Below are 18786 nucleotides of genomic sequence, written 5' to 3'. Positions count from 1 at the left end.
TGCGTGTCCTCCCGCGCCTGCGCCGCCGGCGCGCACGTCACCGGCGGCACGGGCGCGGGGACCCGTTCGCGGCCGTGCGGCGGTCGGGGGTGGCCGCTCCGGGCCGCGCCGCCGGGCGCGGTGAGGGCGCCGAACTCCGCCGCGCGGGTGAGCCTCCCCGAGGGGTGGCGGCATCGCGCGGGGTCGAGGCGCTGTGCGGGGTCGAGGCGCGGTGCGGGGGCGGCGCGGACGTCGGGGCGCAGGCGGCGGGCTCGGCGTGGTCGCGCCCGGCGGCGCCCAGGGCGCACGCGAACACCACGACCACCACCACTGCGAGGGCCACCCAGCCCGCCGCGGTACGCCGGGCGGTACGCGCCTCCCGCTCGAACTGCGCGACCGCCTGCCGGGCCTGATCCCGGTCCGCCCGGCCGCGCCTGGCCACCGCGTAGGCGGACCCCGCGGGCACTCCGAGGAGCAGCCCGAGAATGAGCCCGACCATTGCCGTCGCTGGCGACACGCGGGGAGTCTGGGCGCCGGCCACATTCACGGGCTGTCACTCACGCGACTCACGCGAGGCATTCGAGCCGCTCGACCCGCAGCCGGCACCGCGAATACGAGCGGCCATCGAATGTACGGCTCAGCCCAGGTCAGCTGTGTGGACGTCGGCCCGGCCGCGGCCGGGTCCGTGACGGGCCGCCGGCCGCCGGGGTCGGTGAGGAGGTTACCGGCCCCGGCGGCGCGACGAGCCCGCGATCAGTGGGCGAACGCCTGGAACTCGGCGACGCGTACCTGCGCCGCCGCCGGGCTGCCCGTCGTGCAGTCGGTCGTGGTGTTCGGGTCGTTGTCCTGCTCACCGGCGTACAGCGGACCGCCGGTGCACTGGCTCGCCAACACCTTCAGCCGCAGGTGCGTGGCCTTGGTCGGCTTGATGTCGAACGACCTCAGGTTCAGCTCCGGCGCGGTCGGCCGGAACGCCGCCGCCGGGAACGCGTCCGGCGCGCTGCGGTACACCTGGTGGTAGCCCGCGTCCGTGGAGCAGTCGGACCGGGTGTCGTCGCAGGCGAGGATCGCGAACGAACGCAGCGCGGAGAACCGGTTCTGGGTGGCCGGGTCCACGTCGCCGGCGGCCGGCGGGCGCAGCAGCGCGCTGACGTTGACCCGCTTGATCGTCTGCGGGCGCTTGCCGGCCAGCGCCACCGTGATCTGCTTACCGGCCACGCCGTCCAGCGACGCCCAGTCCGTCGCCTCGGTGTCGTCGACGACCTTGTCGAGGTTGACCCCGTCACCGGAGACGATCGCCCCCGACGCGCTGGATGCCAGGTTGCGGTCCAGATCCAGCTTGAGGTCCTGGCTCCTGCCGTGGAAGGACTGCTTGAACTTCTCCGTGCCGAAGCCGGGTGCCGTGACGGTGAGGTCGAAGGACGTGTCCGGCACGATCTGGAACGTGTCCGGGATCGGCGTGGCCGGGTCGGTGTCCGCCACCGGTACGGCCCGCGCCTCGTAGTCGCCCACGTACAGCCGCACCGGCGCCTTGGCGGCGTCGCCCCTGGGCTTCAGGGTGACCGTGACGTTCTTGGCGTACGGGGAGGCGAAGCTGGGCGTCGGGTCCGTGTCGTTCGGGCCCGACACGGCGTCGGCGCCCATGCCGGAGGTCGCGAACGCACCCCAGATCAGCGCCTGGTCGGCACCGTGGAACCGGGCCTGGTCGGCGGCCAGCATGTTGTCTCGCATGTCGAGCATGCTGAACTGCCCGTCCGCCTCCAGCAGGAACGAGTCGAACATGAGCTGGATCCAGCGCCGGTTGCCGGGGCAGGCCGTCACCGGGATCGTGCCCTGGGCGCACTTGAGCTGGGTGGCGGCGTTCCCGCTGCCGTACCGCTTGACGAACGCGTCGCGGACCCGCAGGTTGGTCGCGACCCAGATCTCGCCGTCCGCGTGCACCTCGGGACCGGTCAGGTCGAAGCCGATGTCCGAGTAGTTCAGCGGGCTGCGGCTGCCGTCGTAGTCGCGGATGCCGGTGACGTTGTTGCCGGTCACGTACGCCCCCTCCACGAAGGGGGTGTTGCCCGGCGCGCGCAGGCCGTTCTCGGCCAGGTACTCCACCGCCGTCAGGTCGCCCCAGGCCTCGCCCATGGCACCGCCCTGCGAGGAGCTGATGCCGGTGTCCGGGCCGGCGATCATCCGGTTCGTGATGGCGTGGGTGTACTCGTGCCCGATCACCGTCATGTCGTAGTCGCCGTCGACGCACGGCGGGTACGCCGAGCCGGCCTGCGGCTGCCACAGGAACATGTTGCTGGTCGGCGGCGATCCGTCGGGCCCCGTGGACTGGTTGGCGTTGTTGCGGCTACCGGTCAGCGCGGCCGACTGCGCCCGGCCCTGCTCGGCGTCCCCACCCGCGCCGGCCCCGCTGAGGTTGACCATCTGCAGGTTCCAGGTCGCATCCGTGAAGCCCAGGTGGTAGGCGAAGTCGTGCATCCGGTTGTGCATCGCGAACAGGTTCGCCGCGGCCGCGTCGGCGTCGTTGCGCTGGGCCGAGGTGAACCCGGCCGGGTCGCACTTGGCCTTCTGCCACTGGTCGGTGAACGGGTAGGTGTAGTCGCGCGTCGGGCTCGGCGTGGCGTTGACCGCGGTACTCGCGCCGGACCAGCGCACCACGTCGTTGGAGGAGTTGCCGGTCGTGGTCAGGGTCGGGGCACCGGTGGTCAGGTCGACGTCCCACGCCTGCCCGCTGGCCGGGTCGCTGACCGTCTTCACGCAGCCCGGCTGCCAGTTCAGGCACCAGTGCACGCGTGGATCGGTGCCGGTCGGGATCGTCCGCGGCGGGGTGGCCGGGAACACCGCCCAGGTGGGGTTGTCGGAGTCGAAGTCGACCAGGTCCTCGCGTACCAGCACGCCGCCGGTGCGCGCGTCGACGTACGTCGTGTAGGCGGTCGGCGCGTCGGTGTTCGTGGAGATCAGGCTCACCATGTACGCCGCCCGGGGTCCCTCGGCCGGCGTGGGTACCGCCACCTCCCGGACGTCGGGCGACTCGATCTGATCGGCGGTCAGGCCGGCGTCGCGCAGGGCGGCGTTCACGGCGTCCGAGGCGGACAGCGTGGCCGGCTGCGGCGCGCTGGTATCGCGGGACAGCGACGAGGTCACCCGGAGCACCGAGCCACCGGAGACCAGGATGGAGACCAGCCCGTCGTGGCCGGCCGGCAGGTCGCCGAAGCGCTGGCGCAACTGGACCACCGTGGCGTCGCCGATGGCCTGGACGAGCACCGTGTCCATGGTCGCGACGGTCGCCGCGTCGAAGCCGAACAGGTCATGATTCTGGGTCAGGTACTGGCGGGCCGCCGTTTCGGGGTCGGCGGCCAGCCCGGTCGCCAGGCTCGGCGACGGGCCCAGGGTGCGCGGGGTGCCCAGGGAGTTCCAGGGCACCGCCCCCAACCGGCTGGCCATCGATCGTTGTGCGGTGTCGGGCGCGGCGACGCCGGCCCGGTTGTCCTCATCTCGCGGCGCGCGGTCCTCGCCCATCAGGCCCGCGGCCGGCGCGGCCACCGGCCCCTTGGGCGGAGCGGCGTGCGCCGCCGGGGTGCCGGCGCCTGCCAGTCCGGCCGCCACCATCGCGGTCACGGCAAGGTACACCGTGCCGCGCCGCGATCTACGCCTTGCCATCCAGCCACGTCTGTACACGTGAGCCACCTCCTTGGGGCATCAACACGTTCTCGGGCGGAGCTGACCTGGGTACCGGGCCGGGCCGCCGGCCGACGAACGCGGCGGCGGCGAACGGGCGGAGCCGACCCGGTGACGGATGATCGAAAGATCGATATGGATGATTACGCCCGTGGTCTCTGTGAATAACAGACGACGCCGGGCAGCGCAAGGATCACGGTCCGGACAGGCGCCCGACGCGATACGTGCGCCGACCGGCGAAACGGCGGACCTTCGGCGGTTCACCGGGAAACATCCACAAACCACTATGGGTTGGGCGGATCTCCCCCGTGGCCGGGCTCCCGGGGTGACGTGGGCCACTCCCCCTAAGGCATCCTAGGAAGATAGGTTGTCCGGCTTGCGACGGAAGGGGAGCCCCGGCCGGTCGAGCGGAGCGGCCAGCCTGGCCGGGGCTTTCCGCCGGAGCTTTCCGCCGTCGTGATCAGCCGCCGTGATGATCGGCTGCCGCGACGATCAGGCGCCGGTGCGGTCCTGCGCCAGGCCGGTGCGCCCGTCGAGAAGCTCACGGGCCACGTCCAGGTGCCCGAGGTGCCGAGCGGTCTCCTCGATCAGGTGCAGCACCACCCAGCGCACGTCGCGGATGTGCCAGTCCGGCCAGCGCGAGAACAGCCGCCGTGGCGGCGCGTCCAGCGAGACCGCCTCGAGGACCGCGTTGGCGCGCGCGATCTCGTCGCGGTAGAGGCCGAGCACCTCCTCGGGGGTCGCCGCGGCGTCCACCCGCCACTCGGCGCGGTCGTCGTCGGCCGACTCCGGAAGCGCCACCGGCTGCCCACCGACGATGCCCCGCAACCACAGCCGCTCCTCCAGCGCGAGATGGTGCACCAGGTCCAGGCAACTCCAGCCGGACGGCAGGACCGGCCGGCGCAGGGCGGCGGCGGGCAGCCCGTCGAGGATGACCGGCACGCGGTCGCGCTGTGCGTCGAGAAATCGGAGCAGGATTCGCTTTTCCAGGTCCATCCGCAGACCCTTGCACGCGGCCCGCCTCGCCGTCTCCCCGCCTGGCGGAAAACCGCTGGCCGGGCCCGCCGATGACCGCTATTCGAGCCGCCGGGTCGGGAATTGGGTCCGCGATCCCGGAATCGACCGTGTGATTCACCCTCATCGGTGTCAGAAAGGCGACATTATTGGGGTTAGTGCAACCGTAACCAATTTCGGCAGTGCGATCTTCCCGCGTAAATTCGTCCGTGACGAGCGCTCCGACCGCGACCGACATGACAGCCGCGAGTAATCCTCCGGTAACGTTTAGTCGACCGAAGGCGATGGCTCTTGCGGGTCCCCGGCCCTATCGCGATGCGCCGACTATTCGTATTCAGTTTCAGCTAATTGTGTCGCGCGCGGCGATGGTCCGGGGCAGTAGAACGGCCTGGCGAACAAAGGGTGGCGCGTTGATCCGGATCCTGTTGGGGCAGCAAGGGACATTAGTGCGCGCTGCGCTCGCGAAACTCTTATCGGAAGAGGAAGACCTGCAGGTCGTCGCGGAGTTGGCCGACGCCGAGACGGTATTCAGCGCCGCGGCGCGGATGCGACCGGGCGTCGTCGTGCTCGACCACGCGCTGCCCGGCCCGCTGACGGTCAGCGAGATGTGCGCGAAGCTGTGCGAGTCGGTACCGGGCTGTGCGGTACTCGCGCTGCTGGACCGGCGTTCGAGCGCCACGATGCTGGAGATCCTCACCCGGCTGGTACCCCGGGTCGGCATCCTCACCGAGGAGGCAACACCCTCGGAGCTCATCGACGGCATCCGGCAGATCGCCCTCGGGCGGCCGGTACTCGACGCCAGGCTCACGGTCGTCGCCCTGACCTACGGCAACAGCCCGCTGACCCAGCGGGAACGCGACGTGCTGCGCCGGGCCGCCAACGGAATCCCGGTCAAGGAGATCGCCGCCGAGCTGTTCCTCAGCTCCGGCACCGTGCGCAACTACCTGTCCAGCAGCATCACCAAGACCGGGGCCCGCACGCGGATCGAGGCCATCCGCATCGCTCACGAGGCCGGCTGGATCTGAGCGGGCTGGACCTCGGCGGGCGCGGCGTCCGCGGACTCGATCTCCACCTGCGCGGACGCGGGCACGGGCATCGCGGCCCCGGCAGGCGCGGACGCGGTGGGCGCGGGCGCGGCAGGCTGGCGCGGGGCGGCGTTCGCGCCGACGCCGGAGTCCCAGTAGCCGAGCAGTTCCCGGTACAGCGGGCAGGCCGACAGCAGGGCCTCGTGGTCGCCCACCACCTGAGTCGCGCCGTCCAGCACCAGGATGCGGCGGGCCCGCAGCGCCGAGCTGATCCGGTGGGCGATCACGATGAGCGTGCCGCCCCGGGCGGCGAACGCCTCCTCCGCCCGGCGCTCCGCCGCCGGATCGAGGTGGCAGGTCGCCTCGTCCAGCACCGCGATCGGCGCCGGGGACAGGTACGCGCGCACCAGGCTGACCAGTTGCCGCTGGCCGGCCGACAGCTCGTCCGGAGCCAGCGGGGCGCCCAGCCCGCCGAGCGTGTCCACCAACTCCCGCGCGCCGATCACGTCGACGGCGGCCTCGATCCGCTCCGGTGGTGCGTCCGGGCACAGGTAGGTCAGGTTCTCCTGGACCGTGCCGGCGAACACGTACGCCTCCTGTGGGATCAGCACGCGCACGCCCGCCAGGCGCTGCCCGGACAACTCGCCGACCGGGGTACCGCCGAGCGTGACCGCCCCGCCGTCCGGCCGCAGCAGCCCGCACACGATCCCGGCCAGCGTGGACTTGCCGATCCCGCTGGGCCCGACGACGGCGAGGTGATCGCCCGCGGGCACGTCCAGATGCAGGTCGCGCAGGACCGGTTCGGCGTGCGGCCCGTACCCGTAGGTGATCCCCCGCAGCCGCACGTCGTACCCGTCGCCCGGCTCCCCCGCCGGCGACTGCTCGGCTGGTGGCGCCTCGGCCGGCGACTCGCGGCCCGGCGACTGCTCGGCCGGCGGCGCTTCCGCCCCAGTGGCGTCGAGGATGCGGTCCAGTACCACCACGAACCTCAGCCCGCTCCCGCTCAGGCTCTGCACCACCGTGCCCAGCGCGGGCTGCAGCCCGCTCAGCACGTACAGCAGCCCGCCCATGATCTGCCCGGCGGTCAGCCCCCGGCCGACCAGCCAGGGACCGGCGGCGAGCACGAGGATCAGCGGCAGCCACCCGCCCACCGCGTAGCACACCGTGCGCAGCGCCTGGACCCGGGCGATCGCGCGCTCGGCCGCCGCCTGTTCGGCGACCGGGGCCGCCACCAGGTCGGTCGCCTGCTGCTCGGCGCCGCAGGCGACCACGTCGCGGGTGCCGGCCAGCACCGCACCGGCGCGCTGCGCCAGCCGCTCGTCGGCCCGGACATAATCGCGCTGGCGGGCGGCGGCCAGGCCCAGGGTCAGCGAGAACGCGCCCACCCCGAGCAGGAACGGCGGCGCCACCAGCAGGAGGATCACCGGCGCCAGGGACAGCAGCCCGACCAGCGCGCCGACCACGATGATGGCGAAGCTGCGCAGCACCACGATCAGGCCGGCGTACGCGTCCCGGACGATCTCCACCTGGTGGGTCAGCCGGGCCACCGCGCCGTCGTCGGGCCGGCCGGCCGCGCCGCGGCGCAGCGCGCCACGCACGACCCGGCGGACCAGGTCGTCGCGGAACGGCTCGACGACCTCACCCAGCCGGCGGTACCCCTGCCGGGCGCCGAGCGCGCCGACGCCGGCCGCCACCAGCAGCACCGCCAGCCAGGCCAGCCCGACCAGCGGCCGGCCGGCCAGGAAACCGGCGTCGACCGCGTGCGCCACGGCCAGGCCGGAGACCGTGGCGGGTAGCGCCTCCGGAAGCGACCAGGCGGCGAGGGCGATCAGGGGCCGGCGGCGTAGCGAGGCCACGCCGAAGCGCAGCGCGCGCCTCACTGGAACACCGCTCGGTACCGCGGGTCGTCCCACAGCCGCTCGTGCGACCCGATCGCCCGCACCCGGCCGGAGTCGAGCCACACCACCAGATCGGCCCGGGCGGCCGTGGCCGGGCGGTGCGTGACGATCAGCCGGGTACGCCGGCCATGGTCCTCGGTGAGCGTCCGGCTGATCTGCATCTCGGTGACCATGTCCACGCTGGACGTCGCGTCGTCCAGGATCAGCAGCCGACCGGCCCGCCAGGACCGGGCCAGCCCGAGGCGCTGGTTCTCGCCACCGGACATCGGCGCCTCGGCCAGCGGGGTGTCGTAGCCGGCCGGCAACCGGCTGACGAAGTCGTGCGCGTGGGTGGCGCGGGCCGCCGCCCGTACCTCGGCCGGTTCGCTGCCTAGGCCCACGGCGTCGGCGATGCGCTCACCGACCAGTACCGGCCGCTCGAAGGCGCAGCTGACCGCCGCGCGCAGAGCGGCGTGGCTCAGCCGCACCAGCGGTACGCCGTCGAGCAGCACCGAGCCCGCATCCGGTTCCCGTAGCCGGGCGGCGAGCGCGACGAGTACCGACTTGCCGGCCCCGGAGCGGCCCACCACGGCCACCGCCGCGCCGCCCGGCACGGTGAGGTCGACGCCGTCCAGCAGCAGGGTGTCGCCGGCCCGGACGCTGACCTGCCGGAAGCGCACCGTGCCCGGCCCGTCGGGCAGGCTGGCGTTGCCGTACGGCACCGTCGGCAGCGCGAGCACCTCGGCGGCCCGGTGGTTGCCCGCCCGGGCCCGGGCGAGCTGGCCGAGCACCGAGGTCAGCGCGCCGAGGCCGGCGCCCATGGCCGCGTACCGGCTGGCCGCGAACAGGCCGCCCGCGCTGATTCGCCCGGTGGCCAGCGCCAGCCCGCCGGCGGTCAGCACCGCCACCTCGACCAGGGGCCCGATGATGCCGGCCTGCGCGCTGGCGCGGGACAGCACGCGCCAGGTCAGCGCGCCCTGCTCGCGCAGCTCCGGCAGCGGCTCCAGCACCCGCGCCGCCTCCCGGTCGACGGTGCCGGCCGCCGCGATGGTGCGCACCCCGGACAGCGACTCGGCCAGCCGCGCGGCCAGCCGGCCCTGAACCCGCTGGTAGCGGGTGAGCACGTCGGCTGTGTGCCGGGTGAAGGTCCGCAGCATCACCGCCACCAGCGCCAGCCCGGCCAGGAACGCCGCAGCCAGCCAGGGGTCGATGAGCGCGAGCAGCACCACGCTGCCGATCGGCGGCACGATCCCGGTGGCCACCGACAGCAGGCTGGGGCCGGCCAGCGCCGCGTCCGCGGCGTTCGAGGTCACCCGGGAGACCAGGTCCCCGGTGTCCAGCCCGGTGCGGGGGCCGACCGCGAGCAGGTGGCGGACCAGCCGCCGGCGCAGCCACGCGGTGGTGTCGGCGACGCACACCGCGCTCGCGTATGTCATGACGAGGTCGCAGCCGACGCTCAGCGCGATCAGGCCGGCGCACAGCCGCAGCCAACCGGCGGTGCCGGAGTGCGCGACGACGGCGTCAACGGCGCGGCCGAGAGCGGCCGGCAGGGCCAGGTCGCACGCCGTACCCGCGAGCGCGGTGCAGGCGATCAGCGGCAGCCAGGCGCCGCCCCGGCGGACCACCGCCCGAACCGCCGTCACCCCGCGCTCCCGTCCATGCGTGCCCGGAACATCCGCTCCCGAGCCGTGAGCACTGGGACCGTGAACGCTTTGCCGCGAACGCGGTCCCGGGCGGACATCGTCGGCCGCCCGGGACCGCTCTACCCGTGGTGATCTCAGATGCAGGTCACCAGGCTCAACGAGCTGGCCAGGCAGATCAGCAGGCTGGCGCTGCTGGCGTGCGCGCCACCGCCGCCACCGCCACCACCGCCGCCGTGGCCCTGCGGCGCGACCGGCTCCATGCCTTGCAGATCGAGAAGCGCCATGTGAATGGCTCCTTTCGTGGGACGTTTCCACCTACCCGCGCCCCGTTGGCGCGGGAGCTTGCGGACCGGGCCAGCCGGCACGGGGCAGCAACGGGAGGTGAACGGGCTGTCCGTGCAGGGCCGCGCCGGCGGCCAGGAGTACACCGGCGGTACCGGTGGCCAGGTCCATCGACAGGCGCAGCAGCTGGTCGCCGGGGAACGCGAGGCCGCCGGCGTAGGGCAGCGCGTGCCAGGACAACCGGTCGAGCTGGTCGTACACGTCCGGGTCGGTACCCGGCGCCGCGGCGCGCCCGGTCAGGTAGAGCAGGATGCCGGCCCGGCCGCCGAAGATCCCCGGCTGGACGTACAGCGGCGAGCGTGCCGCGCCGAGGATGGACCGGCTGGCCCGGTCGAACCTCTCGTCGAAGCGGCGGGCCAGGTACTCGCCCAGCGCGATGCCCACGCCCACGCTGCCGGCCGCCAGGTACGGCAGGGTCCGCCAACCCTCGTTGACCTCCAGCACGCCGTTGCCGCGTACCACGCACCGGCGCAGGTCCTGGCGCAGCGCGACGGCGGCCAGGTCGAGGTACGCGTCGTCGCCGGTGCGGTCGTACGTCCTGATCAGCAGCAGCGCCGGGCCGGACGAACCGCGCATCAGCCCCGCGTACGGGTGCGGGTGGCCGCTGGTGGTCAGCACCGACTCCTCGTCGCCGAGGCGCGCGGCGACCAGTTCGGCGGCCCGGGCGGCGGCCGAGCGCAGGGCCGCGTCGCCGGTGCGGTCGGCGAGGTGGGCCAGGTTGAGCCCGATGCCGGACAGCCCGCCGAACAGGTCCAGGCCCAGGCCCTGCCACCCGTCGCTGAGGCACATGTCCAGCGCGTCCAGTGCCTCCGCGCGGTACCCGAGGTGGTCCAGGGCGAACACGGCGCCGTGCAGGCCGTCGTACAGGCCCATCATGGTGCCCGGCGGCGGCTGCTTGACCTGTCGCAGCAGCCACTGCTCGTGCTCGGGGTGGCGGCCGGCCCCGGTGACGGACAGGCTGTACAGCACGCCCGCCGCGCCGTATGCCAGCCCCAGCCCGCCGAGGCGGAACCCCTCGATGTCGCCGGGGAACAGCCGGTCGCTGCGGTCGGGGGTCGCGCTGGCCAGGATGGCGCGGGCCAGCCGGGCCCGGATGCCCGGCCAGTCCCCCGCGTCCAACATCGGGTCCGGGCCGCCCGCCGGCGGGGCCTGCCCCGGCGCGACGGCGTTCGAGTGAGCCCCCGCCGGCCGTGGGCCGGCCTCCCCTGCCCCGGCGGCCCGCCCGACCGGGGTGTCCCCCGGCGTGGTGGCGGGCACGGACACGGGAACCACGGGACCGGCGGGGGAGTTCAGGGGTGGGACGGTTGGTGCGTCCGTGCGCGCGCCGGCGGGGACAGGCGCGCGCACGGACGCGGGCGCGGCGAGGTGGTCCTCCGGCGCGCCAGTCTGTGCGGGGATTGTCTGGGCGGGGATTGCCTGGGCGGGGATCGTCCGGGCGGGGGTTGCTGGGCCGGCCGCCACCCTGGCGGCGGCCGGTGGGACCTCGCCGGCCAGCCGGCGCAGCTCCGCGGCGGCGATCACCTCGACCGCGTGGGAGAGGAACTCGGCCGGGACCGGGAAGTGCCGGCCGATCACCTCGGCCAGGTGATCGGCCTTCGACCGGGCCAGCCACAGGATGGGGGTGATCGGCAGGAACAGCGAGAGCCGCAGGCAGGCCAGCGCGTATCGGTCGGCGTCGACGCCGGTCGTCCCGGCCGGGGCGGCGAAGCCCTGGTTGCCCAGCGCCGGCCGGGCGTCCTGTTCGACGAACGAGGCGACCTCGAAGTCGAGCAGCGCCACGGTCTCGTCCTCGCGGATCATGATGTTGAACGGGTGCAGGTCGCCGTAGACCACCCCGCGCTCGTGCATGTCCAGCACGGCGGCCTCGACCTGCCCGTACACGCCCAGCGCCCAGTCCACGTAGCCGGCGTACTCCTCGGGCCCGGCGCCCACGTCGACCATGGGGTAGCGCGGCACCAGCGCCTGGTGCAGCGGCCGGCCGTCGATGTACTCCATCGCCAGGAACCGGTGGTCGCCCAGGGTGAAGAAGTCGTACGCCCGGGGTACCGCCGGCACGCCGGCCAGGCGGGTGAGGACCTCGAACTCCCGGGCCGCCCGCGTCACGGCGTCCGTGCCGGTGCCGTCCAGGCCGGCGTACGGCCGGGCCTCCTTGAGGACGACCTGCTTGCCGTCCCGGGTGTCCCGGGCCAGGTACAGGCCGCCGCCGTTGGAGAAGTGCAGCACGCCTTCGATCTGGTACGGGATGTCCGACACCGTCACCGCGTTGCGGCCGGCCAGCGCCGACGCGAGGAAGTCGGGCAGGGACAGCCAGGGCGGCACGCGGAACACCGGGTCACGCCGGTCCGGCACGAGCGTGCCGGTGCCGTCGGCGATCGCGAGCACCACCTCGCCGGACTCGTCGACGCAGTGCCGCGGCGCGAACCCGCCGTAGCGCACGTGCAGCGGCCCGTCCTGCCAGCGCAGGTCGCTGAGGATGTAGGGCCCCGGCTCACCGTCCAGGATGGCGCCGAGTTCCCGCAGGATCCGCTCGCAGGACTGGTCGTCACGCGGGTAGATGGTGACCAGCTTGCCGCTGTACCCGCGCGGCGCGTACTTGGAACTGCGCAGCCACAGCGCGGACTCCGACCGCAGGAACTTGAACTCGATGCCCCGCGACACGCAGTAGTCCCAGGTGGTGTCGAGCACCCGGACGGCGTTGCCCAGGGTCGCGGAAACGTGAATCTTCCAGCCCTGCAGGGGCAACCGAGAGTCGGCCGGAGCGAATACCAGCCAGTCATTCTGCACCGCCCGCCGCCACCCTTCCGGCAGGGGCCGGTCGGCGGTGGGGAACAATTTCCTGGCGGAACCCTCCGAATGCAAGGCGTCGTAGAACAGCGGATGAGCCATACAGAACGCTTCGTATCGCTCGCTCAATCCCGTCAACCTCCAGCGCCCGGCCGATGTACGTACATCGTGGCCGGGGCGCGGACGCCGCCCCAGTGTGCGATGTCATCGTTGCGCGTGAGGAACGGACTGTTGCGCGACTGCGATAGTCACGTCCAGATCATGCGTTTCCCACGTCCGGTGCGGACCCGGCACCGCGCACCCCCCGGATGAGCACCGGTATCGCGACGAACAACGCGATGCCACGCGGCGCACCGGCGACCGTCGGGCTTGAGCCCGCGCCGGTAGCCGTCGCGGGCGATGCGCAGGTTCCGGAAGTTCGGGCTATCCGCGACTATCCGGGCGAAGCCCCCCAGCGGTCGGTGGGCGTGGCGCCGGCCACTGTGGCAGTACTCATCGCCGGCGGGTCGCTGGCCATGGCGCGGGTGCCCGGTCGGGCACACTGGACCGATGTCCCTGCTGTGGATGATGCGCTCGCCGCGCCGAAGACGGGTCACCGGGCTGCTGCTCGCGCTGCTGGTCAGCCCCGTGTGGGCCGCCGGCTCCGCGCCACCCGTCCACCGGCCCGCCCCGCCGCCGGTGCCGACCGGGGTGGTGGACGCGATCAGGGCCGGCCGACCCGTCGGGTACCCGGTCGGGGGCATCGACCTGTCCAGCCATGACCACCAGCACTTCACCGTGCAGTGGCCCACCGAGGTGGCGGCCGGCAGCCAGTTCGTGTACATCAAGGCCACCGAGGGCAGCACCTACCTGAACCCGTACTTCGTGGCCGATTACTCCGCCGCCCGGGACGCGGGCCGCTACGTCGGCGCGTACGTGTACGCCCGCCCGGACCACGGCGACCCCATCGGGCAGGCCGATTTCTTCCTGCGCCACGCGAAGTTCGCCCGCGACGCCACCACCCTGGTGCCGTTCATCGACCTGGAATGGCCCTATGCCGGCATTCGAACCGACCGGTGCTACAACCTCGACCCCACCCAGATGCGGGACTGGATCCACGCGTTCATCGGCCGGATCGAGGCGGGCATCGGCCGCAAGCCGATGATCTACACCAACACGTACTGGTGGGACCCGTGCACCGGCAACGATCCGTCGTTCGGCGCGTACCCGCTGGACCTGGCCGCGTACAACACGACGAGGGCGCCCACGCTGCCGGCCGGGTGGACGGCGCTGACCCTCTGGCAGTACGCGCCGGGCGATCCGAGCAAGCTCGACGACCACGACCGGGACGTGGTCAAGGGTGGCGCGGCCGGCCTGCGTGGCCTGGCCTGGCCCCCGGGAACCGCTGGTTAGCGCCACGGGTATCGATCGGCTAGCGTGCGCGCATGGGAATTCTGGACCGGTTCATCGGATCGCCACGGGACAGGTTCGCCAACGACACGCTGCGGATCGCGCGGCGCACGCCGGGTGTCCAGGACGCCCGGTACGACCGGGAAGCATTCGCGATCACGGTACGGCGCCCCGGCGGCCACGAGCCGATCTGGATCTATCTGTCCAATGTGTACAGTGAGTGCCAGGGTTCCGGGCGCGCCGAACGGAAGGAGCGCATCGACCGGCTCATCCGCATCCTCACCGAGCCGCAGGCGGACGAGGGCTGGGACTCGGTGCGCCCGAAGCTGCGCCCCGTACTGCGCCCGGCGACGTTCGGTCAGGCCGGCGTGACCGGGGTGGTACCGCCGATCTCCCGCTCGGCCCTGCCGCACCTGCGCGAACTCGTCGTCATCGACCACCCGGAGTCGATGGCCTATGTCGCACCCGCCCGGCTGGACGCGTGGGGGGTGAGCGCCGACGAGGTCTTCGACGCGGCGCACGCCAACCTCGAGCGGATCGCCCGCGCATCGCTGCGCCGCGACTGGCCGGACGATCCCAACACGTTGGTCCGGATGGTCGACACCGGCGATGCCTACTTCACCTCGCTGCTGCTGGCGCCCGGCTGGCTCGCCGAGGTGTCCGAGCGGATGGGCGCGCCGGTCGTGGCGTTCGTGCCGGACACCAATACCGTGCTGCTGCGCGGCGTGCCCGAGACCGGACTGAGTTCGCTGTACGAGCGGGCGGAGCGGGAGTACGGCGAGGCGGTGCGCGGGCTGTCCCCGGTCGGGTACGTGCCCGGCACCGGCGGCCGGGTGGTCCCGTACACGCCGCCCGCCGACCACCCCGATCACGCGGCCGCCCGGCGCAACCAGGTCCTGCTGGCCGCGACGGAGTACGGCGCGCAGACGAAGTGGCTCACCCAGCAGTACGAGCGGGCCGGGCTGGACGTGTTCGTCGCGCAACTGCTGGCCGTCGCGTGGCCGGACGAGGCGCCGTTCACCGTGGCCACCTGGACCGACGGCATCACGTCGCTGCTGCCCGAGGCGCAGTTCATCGTGTTCGTGCGAAATGACGTCGCGGGCCCCCGGATCCCGTGGCAGGCCGTCGCCGAACTGGTCGACTTGCGGCCGGAACCGCTACTGGTGCCGGCGCGGTACCGGGTGGGCCACTGGCCGCCGCCCGAGGTGATGGACGACCTGCGGGAGCGCGCGGCCGGGTAGGCCGGGCGCGGGGGCCCCGACCGGTCGGGGCCCCCGCACTTCGCGGACCAGAACTCGCGGATCAGAACTCGCGGATCAGAACTCGCGGATCAGAACAGGTGCGGGTTGATGGTCAGCGCCGGGGTGGCGTTGCGCGCGAGGGTGTGCGCCAGGGCCGGCCACCAGGCGCCGGCCGCCGGATCGACGATTCCGTACTCGGGGTCGACCGTGCCGCCGGGGACGCTCCGGTTGCACTGGCCGTCCGACTCGCCGATGGTCTTCACGTACAGGTACGCGTCGACCAGGGGCACGCCGGTGGCGGCGGTCGGGCGGGCACCGACGCCCCGGCCGGGCGGGTTGCACCAGACCTGCGGATCGCCGGCGTACTTGCCGGCGGGCGGCACCCAGTGGCCCTGCCCGTTGCGGCTGGTGTCCGCCACGAAGTGGGTCAGCTGTGAGGGCGGCGGGGTGCCGACGTTCTGCGCGTACCAGGCGTCGGTCCAGTGCCACGTGCTCGGATCGGTGGGCGACACGGCGTCGCCGGGCGCGCCGTCGTTGGGCGCCGCACCCGAGTAGTACTGGCTGGCGCAGTAGTCGGTGTGGCCGGCCGCCCAGGACGGCCCGAGGGTGGCGAACCAGATGCACTGCGAGATCCAGGTGCCGTACTCGTCGATCTGGTCGGTCGGTTCGAAGTTCGACACGTTGAGGAAGAAGCCCTGGGCCTGCGCCACGCCGGCCTGGATCAGCCGGGCCGCCATGTCGCCCACGGCGTGCCACTGGCTGTGCCCCGCGTCGAGGTACACGGAGGTGCCCGGCCGGGCCTCCAGCACGCCAACGGCGTACCGGATGTCGGCGATGCGGGCCGCGCTGATCGCGCCGGTCGGGTCGGTGGTCGGGCCGCAGTCCGACGGCAGGTTCGCCAGCGCGTCGGGCTCCAGGATCACCACCGCCTTACCGTTGCCCAGGCCACCAGCGAACGCCGAGATCCAGGCCTGGTAGTCGGCGTCGGACTGGGCGCCGCCCGCCGAGTACTGCGAGCAGTCGCGCAGCGGGATGTCGTACGCGACCAGTACCGGCACGGCGCGCTGGGCCGCCGCGTGCCGCACCAGCGTGCGTACCTGATCCTTGACCTGAGCCGGGGTGCCGGTGGTGAACCAGGCCGCCTCGGGCCAGGTGGCGAGCCGGGCCATCGCGGCGGCGTCGGGGAGGTCGCCGTGGGTCAGGTCGGTGATCGCCTGGTGGGCCGCCTCGCTGTCGGGGTCAACGTAGAACCTGGTTGTCGGGCCGAGGGTCCGGCCGCCCGCGGGCGAGCCGGCCCAGGCCGCGCCGGTCGCGCCGATCACCGCCGGGCCGGCCACCGCGGCACCGGTCAGCGCCGCGCCGAGGCAGGCCGCGAGGGCGGTCGCCAGCAGCCGGCTTCTCGGGCGTCGTGTCGGGGTACGCACATGGTCTCCTTCGTTCGAGCCGGCGGCGGGTGCCGGTCTCGGGTAGAGGGGGTATGGAAGCGCTCCCACCGCACAGCTTCGAAGACCGCGCCACGCGCTGTCAACATCCGGACGGTTTGAGCGTGCCGAGCGCGGCGCAACCCGCGGCGGGCATCGTGCGACCCCGTCGCCGGCGCCCGGTCGCGGTTACAGTGCAGGTGTTCGATATCGTCGGTCACCGCTCATTGGTCACCGGTCGAGGGAGAGGAGGACGCGCCATGGCCGCCGCAGCCCTTGCCGCACCGACGCTGAATGTCCTGTTGGTCGAAGACGACGACGCGGACGTCGCGCTGGTCGAGGAGTATTTCCTCGACCAGGCCCTGCCCGGCGACCTGCACCGGGTGCCCGACGGGATCGTCGCGCTGCAGTACCTGCGCCGCGAGAACGGCTTCCGGGCCGCTCCCCGACCCGACCTGATCCTGCTGGACCTGAACATGCCCCGGATGGATGGCCGGGAGTTGCTGCAGGTCATCAAGGCCCCCGATTCGCCGTGGAAGGCGATCCCGGTCATCGTGTTCACCACCTCCTCGGCCGCCGAGGACATCGCCCGCAGCTACGACGCGTACGCGAACGCCTTCGTCACCAAGGCGATCGACTACAACGACTTCCAGGGCGCCCTCGCCAAGATTCACGAGTTCTTCGGCACGGTCGCCTCGCTCGACCGCGGCAAGGGCGAGCAGCCGCGGGCCTGACCCCGCCCCGCCCCGGCCGGCCCCGCGGATTCCGCCCGACCGTCCGGTTCCCCGCGCGGCCGGCGCACCCGTTCCGGTGAATGTCCGCACGGGTCTGCCCCGCGCCCGGGACGGCCGGCGCGCCGACCGGCGACAATGTGCCCGGACGGGCAAAAACGCGCAGGCCGGCCGCCGCGGTGTCGAGCGGCTCGCTGGGAACGGGGTGCGATCGTGAGGCGGTCACGGCGATGAGCGAACGGCGTACCGCCCAGGTGGCGGCCGGAGCCGACACCGAGCCGGTGGCCCGGTTGGCCAACGACTTCGCGGCCGTCGGCCGGCAGGAGGCGGCCTCCCTGCGCGACGACACGCTGAGCACCCTGGCCGGCGCGGCCAGCGGAACCGCCCTGCTGGTCGCCGGGGGCGTGGCGGCGGCGCTGGCCGTGGCGATGGCGTCCACGTCCGTGCTGCGCACGCTGGAGACCAGGCTCTCGCCCCGATGGGCGGCGGCCGTGCTGAGCGCCGGCTACCTCGGCGTGGCCGCCGGTACCGTCACGGCCGGCGTGCGGGAACTGCGCGCGGCCGGCGGCGGGGCCGAGCGGCTGACCGACCAGGCCACCAGCCAACTGTCGCTGCTCGGGCACCGGTTCACCGGTCAACTGCGACGGGCGTACCGGCCCCGCGCCAACGCGTAGGCCGCGCGGCGGCGGACCGCACACCGGCCGGCCGCCGGAAGGGTGGGCGCGACATGCGCTATTCGGTCCGAGTGCCGGCCGCCGGGGTGGCGGCGGCGGCCGGCTTCGCCTGCTGGGTCATCGGCTCGTACGGGATGAACCGCCACGGGCCGTGGCACCCGGTCAACCTGATCGCGCACCTCGCCTGGCGCGGCGCACCCACCGGCAGCGGATTCAGCGCCCCGGCCACCGCTGTGGGCCTGGCGATCGTGCTCGCCGCCGGCATAGTGATGATCGTGCCGTTCGCCGCGCTGGCGTACGGCGCCGGCCTACCGGCACCGGCGACGGTGCTCGGCGCCGCCGTGTACACCAACGCGGCCTGGATCATCGGCGACTACATCGTCTGGCCGAAACTCGATTCGGTGGGGGCGCACGGCTTCTCGCCCGGGGTGGCGTGGCTGGGCCATATCGTTGCCGGGGTGGCGGCCGGAGTGGTCCTGGTCGCCCGGCCGGGCCTGCTGCGCCCCGCGGTCCGGCGGCTGGGCTCCGCGCCGACCCGACCGGGAGGCTGACATGCGCACCGAGTCATCGGTGTTCAACGTGGTGGCCGCCTTCCTGTACCTGTGCGCCGGCACGTACGCGTGGTGGACCGACAAGATCTCCAAGGTGGAGTGGGTCGGCACCGTGGAGCTGCTGCTGGCCGCGACGCTCGCCGCGCTGGTCGGCATGTACTTCGCGTTCGTGGCGCGGCGCATCGCGCCCCGACCGGAGGACCGCGACGCCGAGATGGCCGAGGGCGCCGGGGACATCGGCTTCTTCAGCCCGGCCAGCTACTGGCCGCTGGGCCTGGGCCTGGCGGTCGCGGTCAGCGCGATCGGCCTGGCCATGGAGCAGTGGTGGCTGTTCGTGGTCGGGGCGCTGGCCATCCTGCTGACCGCCGGCGGCCTGCTGTTCGAGTACTACCTGGTGAAGGAGCGAGGTCCGGTCGAGGACTAGGGCCGGGTCGCGGAGT

15 protein-coding genes are annotated in these 18786 nt (G+C 73.4%); 8 read left to right on the top strand and 7 right to left on the bottom strand.

Annotated elements, in window-relative coordinates; genetic code table 11:
* Positions 1–392 (top strand): hypothetical protein (locus tag ABEA87_RS37185; RefSeq protein WP_345637918.1); only part of this gene is annotated, 392 nt, incomplete at its 5' end.
* A gap of 340 nt (positions 393–732) precedes the next feature.
* Here ABEA87_RS37185 and ABEA87_RS37180 read toward each other — a convergent pair.
* Positions 733–3636, bottom strand: a complete 2904-nt coding sequence (locus tag ABEA87_RS37180) for a M36 family metallopeptidase (RefSeq protein WP_345637916.1) — start codon at positions 3634–3636, stop codon at positions 733–735.
* Between the two features lie 510 nt (positions 3637–4146).
* Entirely contained in the window at positions 4147–4650 is a 504-nt protein-coding gene (locus ABEA87_RS37175; RefSeq protein ID WP_345637914.1) for a DinB family protein, read from the bottom strand.
* Between the two features lie 464 nt (positions 4651–5114).
* Here ABEA87_RS37175 and ABEA87_RS37170 point away from each other — a divergent pair, with 464 nt between their 5' ends.
* On the top strand, positions 5115–5693 hold the full coding sequence (locus tag ABEA87_RS37170) for a response regulator transcription factor (RefSeq protein ID WP_345637912.1): 579 nt from the start codon (positions 5115–5117) through the stop codon (positions 5691–5693).
* On the opposite strand, the gene ABEA87_RS37165 is transcribed toward ABEA87_RS37170, so the two are convergent.
* From ABEA87_RS37165 to lanKC, 4 genes are all read right to left on the bottom strand, one after another.
* Complete coding sequence (locus ABEA87_RS37165; protein ID WP_345637911.1) at positions 5672–7573, bottom strand: ABC transporter ATP-binding protein; 1902 nt, start codon at positions 7571–7573, stop codon at positions 5672–5674. The two genes, ABEA87_RS37170 and ABEA87_RS37165, sit on opposite strands and share 22 nt — an antisense overlap.
* Entirely contained in the window at positions 7570–9213 is a 1644-nt protein-coding gene (locus ABEA87_RS37160) for an ABC transporter ATP-binding protein (RefSeq protein ID WP_345637909.1), read from the bottom strand. Before ABEA87_RS37160 ends, ABEA87_RS37165 begins: the two co-directional genes overlap by 4 nt.
* Before the next feature lie 134 nt (positions 9214–9347).
* Positions 9348–9497: a SapB/AmfS family lanthipeptide gene (locus tag ABEA87_RS37155; protein WP_345637907.1), complete on the bottom strand. Its 150-nt coding sequence runs from the start codon at positions 9495–9497 to the stop codon at positions 9348–9350.
* A gap of 31 nt (positions 9498–9528) precedes the next feature.
* Entirely contained in the window at positions 9529–12468 is a 2940-nt protein-coding gene (lanKC, locus tag ABEA87_RS37150) for a class III lanthionine synthetase LanKC (protein ID WP_345637905.1), read from the bottom strand.
* A 420-nt stretch (positions 12469–12888) separates the two neighbouring features.
* Here lanKC and ABEA87_RS37145 point away from each other — a divergent pair, with 420 nt between their 5' ends.
* On the top strand, positions 12889–13731 hold the full coding sequence (locus ABEA87_RS37145) for a GH25 family lysozyme (protein WP_345637903.1): 843 nt from the start codon (positions 12889–12891) through the stop codon (positions 13729–13731).
* Positions 13732–13763: 32 nt separating this feature from the next.
* The gene (locus ABEA87_RS37140) at positions 13764–14969 is read left to right on the top strand and encodes a DUF1444 domain-containing protein (protein ID WP_345637901.1); all 1206 of its coding nucleotides are present in this window, start codon (positions 13764–13766) and stop codon (positions 14967–14969) included.
* An 89-nt stretch (positions 14970–15058) separates the two neighbouring features.
* On the opposite strand, the gene ABEA87_RS37135 is transcribed toward ABEA87_RS37140, so the two are convergent.
* A complete protein-coding gene (locus ABEA87_RS37135; protein WP_345637899.1) occupies positions 15059–16393 on the bottom strand; it encodes a glycoside hydrolase family 6 protein in 1335 nt (444 codons plus the stop codon).
* Between the two features lie 257 nt (positions 16394–16650).
* Between ABEA87_RS37135 and ABEA87_RS37130 the strand changes: the two genes are divergently transcribed.
* The 4 genes from ABEA87_RS37130 (at position 16651) to ABEA87_RS37115 (ending at position 18770) form a co-directional block, all read left to right on the top strand.
* Positions 16651–17124 (top strand): response regulator, encoded by a 474-nt coding sequence (locus ABEA87_RS37130; RefSeq protein WP_345637897.1) that lies wholly within the window; start codon positions 16651–16653, stop codon positions 17122–17124.
* A gap of 227 nt (positions 17125–17351) precedes the next feature.
* Positions 17352–17795, top strand: coding sequence for a phage holin family protein (locus ABEA87_RS37125; RefSeq protein ID WP_345637894.1), 444 nt, complete (start codon positions 17352–17354; stop codon positions 17793–17795).
* A gap of 53 nt (positions 17796–17848) precedes the next feature.
* The gene (locus ABEA87_RS37120; RefSeq protein WP_345637892.1) at positions 17849–18346 is read left to right on the top strand and encodes a hypothetical protein; all 498 of its coding nucleotides are present in this window, start codon (positions 17849–17851) and stop codon (positions 18344–18346) included.
* Between the two features lies 1 nt (position 18347).
* Positions 18348–18770, top strand: a complete 423-nt coding sequence (locus ABEA87_RS37115) for a cytochrome c oxidase subunit 4 (protein ID WP_345637890.1) — start codon at positions 18348–18350, stop codon at positions 18768–18770.
* Positions 18771–18786 lie beyond the last annotated feature (16 nt).

The sequence above is a fragment of the Rugosimonospora acidiphila genome (assembly GCF_039543385.1).
Taxonomy (GTDB): Bacteria; Actinomycetota; Actinomycetes; order Mycobacteriales; family Micromonosporaceae; genus Rugosimonospora; species Rugosimonospora acidiphila.
The sequence above is the reverse complement of the archived record's forward strand: the minus strand, read 5'-3'. Positions and strand labels throughout refer to the sequence as shown.